The organism is Tritonibacter sp. SIMBA_163, assembly GCF_046535935.1.
Taxonomy (GTDB): domain Bacteria; phylum Pseudomonadota; class Alphaproteobacteria; order Rhodobacterales; family Rhodobacteraceae; genus Epibacterium; species Epibacterium scottomollicae.
Window position 1 is genome coordinate 1 of record NZ_JAWJBP010000052.1, and the last position, 3,500, is coordinate 3,500.

At 57.8% G+C, this 3,500-nt stretch carries 4 protein-coding genes; all 4 read left to right on the forward strand.

What is annotated here, in order from left to right; genetic code table 11:
• Positions 1–252 precede the first annotated feature (252 nt).
• The 4 genes from R0J92_RS21260 to R0J92_RS21275 all read left to right on the forward strand — a co-directional run bounded on the left by R0J92_RS21260 (position 253) and on the right by R0J92_RS21275 (position 3,110).
• Positions 253–837, forward strand: a complete 585-nt coding sequence (locus R0J92_RS21260) for a TetR/AcrR family transcriptional regulator (RefSeq protein WP_317385523.1) — start codon at positions 253–255, stop codon at positions 835–837.
• A gap of 127 nt (positions 838–964) precedes the next feature.
• Complete coding sequence (locus tag R0J92_RS21265) at positions 965–1,531, forward strand: carboxymuconolactone decarboxylase family protein (protein ID WP_411053105.1); 567 nt, start codon at positions 965–967, stop codon at positions 1,529–1,531.
• Positions 1,532–1,607: 76 nt separating this feature from the next.
• Positions 1,608–2,165 (forward strand): thioredoxin family protein, encoded by a 558-nt coding sequence (locus R0J92_RS21270; RefSeq protein ID WP_411053106.1) that lies wholly within the window; start codon positions 1,608–1,610, stop codon positions 2,163–2,165.
• A 417-nt stretch (positions 2,166–2,582) separates the two neighbouring features.
• Entirely contained in the window at positions 2,583–3,110 is a 528-nt protein-coding gene (locus R0J92_RS21275) for a DUF1415 domain-containing protein (RefSeq protein WP_411053107.1), read from the forward strand.
• The last annotated feature ends 390 nt before the right edge of the window (positions 3,111–3,500 follow it).

Consider the following 3,500-nt stretch of genomic DNA (forward strand, 5'->3'; position numbering starts at 1 on the left):
GACGAGAAAGGCACTCGCGCCATGTTCTGGCGTCGGCATTCTGCGCTCGCTAACGAGTGTTTTTCCACAGAATCGGCGGACAGCCGACATTCGACGATCTGCAGCGAGGAGCTAAGAAACCGCCGAAGCGGACCTTCAACACCGCGAAGCAGGGTTGGTCCTGTTTCGGGAACACACCTGAATACTGGGCCCTCCGTAGGTGTTTGATCTAAGGACTTGCATAATTATGAATGACCATCCATATAGTGCGTCATGACACGTACCGGCCGCCCCCGCTCCTTTGACGAAACAACCGCGCTAAAGGCGGCGATGACCGCTTTCTGGGCGGGCGGATACAATGGCACCACCTATCGCGATCTGGAACAGGCCACCGGCCTCAGACGGCAGAGCCTGACCTATGCGTTTGGCGAGAAGCCGGATTTGTTCCGGCGTGCGCTGGCGCTATATATCGACCAACGCGTCCGCAAGGCCACTGAACTACTCGCACGCGAGGCGCCGCTGAAGGACAATTTGAACGCCCTTTTGCAAGCCTGGGAGGCGGATGCGTCTTCCGGCAACGGGCGCGGATGTCTGTTGGTGCGCTCCACGGCAGAGGTCGGGCGCGATCCGCATATGACCACTGAGATATGCCGTGGGGACAACTTGCTGCTGCAGGCGCTCACGCAGGCCTTTCACCGCGCGCAGGCCAGTGGCGAGGTGACCTCAACCACACCGCCAGAGGCGCTGGCTCGGCTCGTGATCTCGGCTGGCAACGGCGCCATGATGCAGGCGGTGGCGCGCCAAAAACCGGAGATATCCCGCACCGCGCATGACGCGCTGTTGTCGCTCATCATCTAGCTCATGATGCATCTGTCTTGCGACAAGGTTCCTTCTTTGTCGGCAATTTATGTCTGCGCATCCATAATCTATCAGATCCCGGCTCCGATAGATTGCCATCCCCAAACTCGCCGGATTGGAGTTCAAAATGACCGTTTTCACCCACCACTCGATCGAGAGCGCACCCGAGGCCGCGAAACCGCTGATGGAACAGGCGGTTAAGGAATACGGTATGCTGCCAGGCCTCTATCAGGTGATGTCCTCGTCGCCGGAGCTGCTGGAGAGTTATTTCAAGCTGCATGAAATGTTCGAGCGCACCGCACTCTCGGTCACCGAGCGCAATATCGTGTGGCTGACGATCAACGTCGAGCACGCCTGCCATTACTGCGTTCCCGCACATACCGCGATTGCCAAAATGCAAGGCGTCGATGACGAGATCGTCGCCGCCTTGCGAGAGGAGCGACCGCTTGCCGATGCGCGCCTCGAAGCGCTGCGCCAGTTTACGCTGATCCTCGTGCGCGAACGCGGCAACGCGCCAAAAGCGGCTGTGGATACCTTCTTGGCCGCCGGGTTCGAACCCCGTGCGATACTCGATATCCTTGTTGGTTTGGCGCAGAAGGTCCTGTCGAACTACACTAACCACCTCGCGGAAACGCCGGTCGACGCGCCGTTCCAGGCTTTCGCATGGGAAAGGATCTCTGTCGCAGCGGAATAAGTCGGATCACCATCGTCCACCGGGCCTCGCGCAGCAGCGTGGGGCCAATCTCACATCAAGCCAAGGAGCTTCCCGCATGCTGCTCGACACCCCAATTTGCAACTTCGGATGGAAGGCACCGGACTTTACACTGCGCGATCCCGAAGGCCGCGCTTTCACGATGTCCGAATATCTCGGCGAAAAGGGCCTGCTGGTCGCCTTTCTATGCAATCATTGCCCCTATGTTCAGGCGATTGCCGACCGACTGGCAGAAGACGCCAATACCTTGCTCGATGAGGGCATAGGAGTGCTTGCCGTGATGTCTAACGACTACCACGCCGTGCCGATAGACCGCCCGGCCTACATGCAACGCTTTGCGGCCGAAGCGGGCTGGCGCTTCCCCTATCTCGTAGATGAACATCAAACAGTCGGGCAGGCTTGGGGCGCGGTATGCACGCCCGACTTCTTTGGCCTGAACGCCGATGGCGGGCTGCAATATCGCGGCCGTCTGGACAATGCCCGCCTTGATGCGTCCGCAGACCGAACCCGCGAGCTGGTGGATGCAATGCGGCAGATCGCCAGGACGGGTCAAGGACCGAAGCAGCAGATGCCTTCGATGGGCTGCTCGATCAAATGGCGTAATTCGGGCTTCTAACGCGCCGTCTGAACGCGGGCTGGCGTCTGGCCCGCTCCCGATCCACCCTTCGCGTCGAGGCCAAGCTGAACCAGAGACCGGGCGTGCCGGCCCGCATCCCTTGCTGACTTGCAGGAAGGTCCCGCGTTGCTGACCTCGGATCGCGACTGAGGTTCGCAGACGCAGCCAACGGCAGCTTTGGCTGGCCGCATTGCAGTAATCGGCATCGGGGATGAAGGTCGGCTCAGGGCCGTTCTCGGCTATGGCGCAGGATGGCATGACACGATAGACGGTAGTGACTGCACCGTTCCGTTGGGTTTCGCTTTCGTAAACAATTTGGAACCATGGGTAGAACGTGCATAAAGTCTCAAACATGAAGGGATCCATTACATCAAAAAGCGCGAACCAAAGACATTATCGACACCTCATCAAGACGTGGTGAAAAACACACGTCGTTGGCTTGAACACATGGTGGTGGGATTAAATCTGTGCCCATTTTCCTCGAGCGTCATATCCCGAGACCAAGTCCACTATGCCATATGTGACGCCACGACCGATGCACATCTAAAGCGGTTTTTTTTGACGGAACTACAGCGCCTGCTCGTGACCAACGAAAATGACATCGCTACCAGCCTGCTAATGTTTACCCAAGGTCTAGAAGAGTTCGATGATTACCTCAACTTACTCGATTGGTTTCAGCAACTCTTGGAGCAAGCAGAGCTGACAGGGGATGTGCAACTGGCATCCTTTCATCCTCAGTACCAATTTGACGGTGTGGCACCGGACGATCTAAGCCATTTCACCAATCGCTCGCCCTATCCAACCATACATCTTCTGCGTCAAGATCAGATGACCAAAACCCTCGCGCACGTTGCGGACCCAGAGAAGATTTATTTGGATAACATAGAAACGTTGAATAAGCTTGGTCGCCGACAGGTCGAGGCACTCTGCCCCTGGGGGAAATAAGGCTGATTGCGGTGGCCTGTAATCGCGTCCGGCGTCAAAGCTCTTTGGGACCAAGGGTGGATTAAGCTAAGAGAGCGTTTGGCTCATCAGGTTTGGGGCAATGCTATGGTACAGCTCTGTGGTACTCGGCAGCAAATTCGGCGGCGTAAACCTTGGACGAGTCACAGTGCAGCACCGAAACCCCCAGCGTCTTGTCTGGGGAAGCTGCATCGCAGTCTTAGATGGTCTAGCCAAGGTCGGCTGTGGGCCGGAAGCGATGCAGCGCGGGGCGATCAGGCGCTTGCCCCTGCCGCGCAGCTAAGGTCGGCAGTGAGCCGATTCTGTGGAAAAACACTCGTTAGCGAGCGCAGAATGCCGACGCCAGAACATGGCGCGAGTGCCTTTCTCGTC

What these genes read in the sequence shown, in the direction of transcription:
- R0J92_RS21265 (WP_411053105.1), top strand. Translation starts at nt 965, where the DNA reads ATGACCGTTTTCACCCACCACTCGATCGAGAGCGCACCCGAGGCCGCG.
- R0J92_RS21270 (WP_411053106.1), top strand. Translation starts at nt 1,608, where the DNA reads ATGCTGCTCGACACCCCAATTTGCAACTTCGGATGGAAGGCACCGGAC.
- R0J92_RS21260 (WP_317385523.1), top strand. Translation starts at nt 253, where the DNA reads ATGACACGTACCGGCCGCCCCCGCTCCTTTGACGAAACAACCGCGCTA.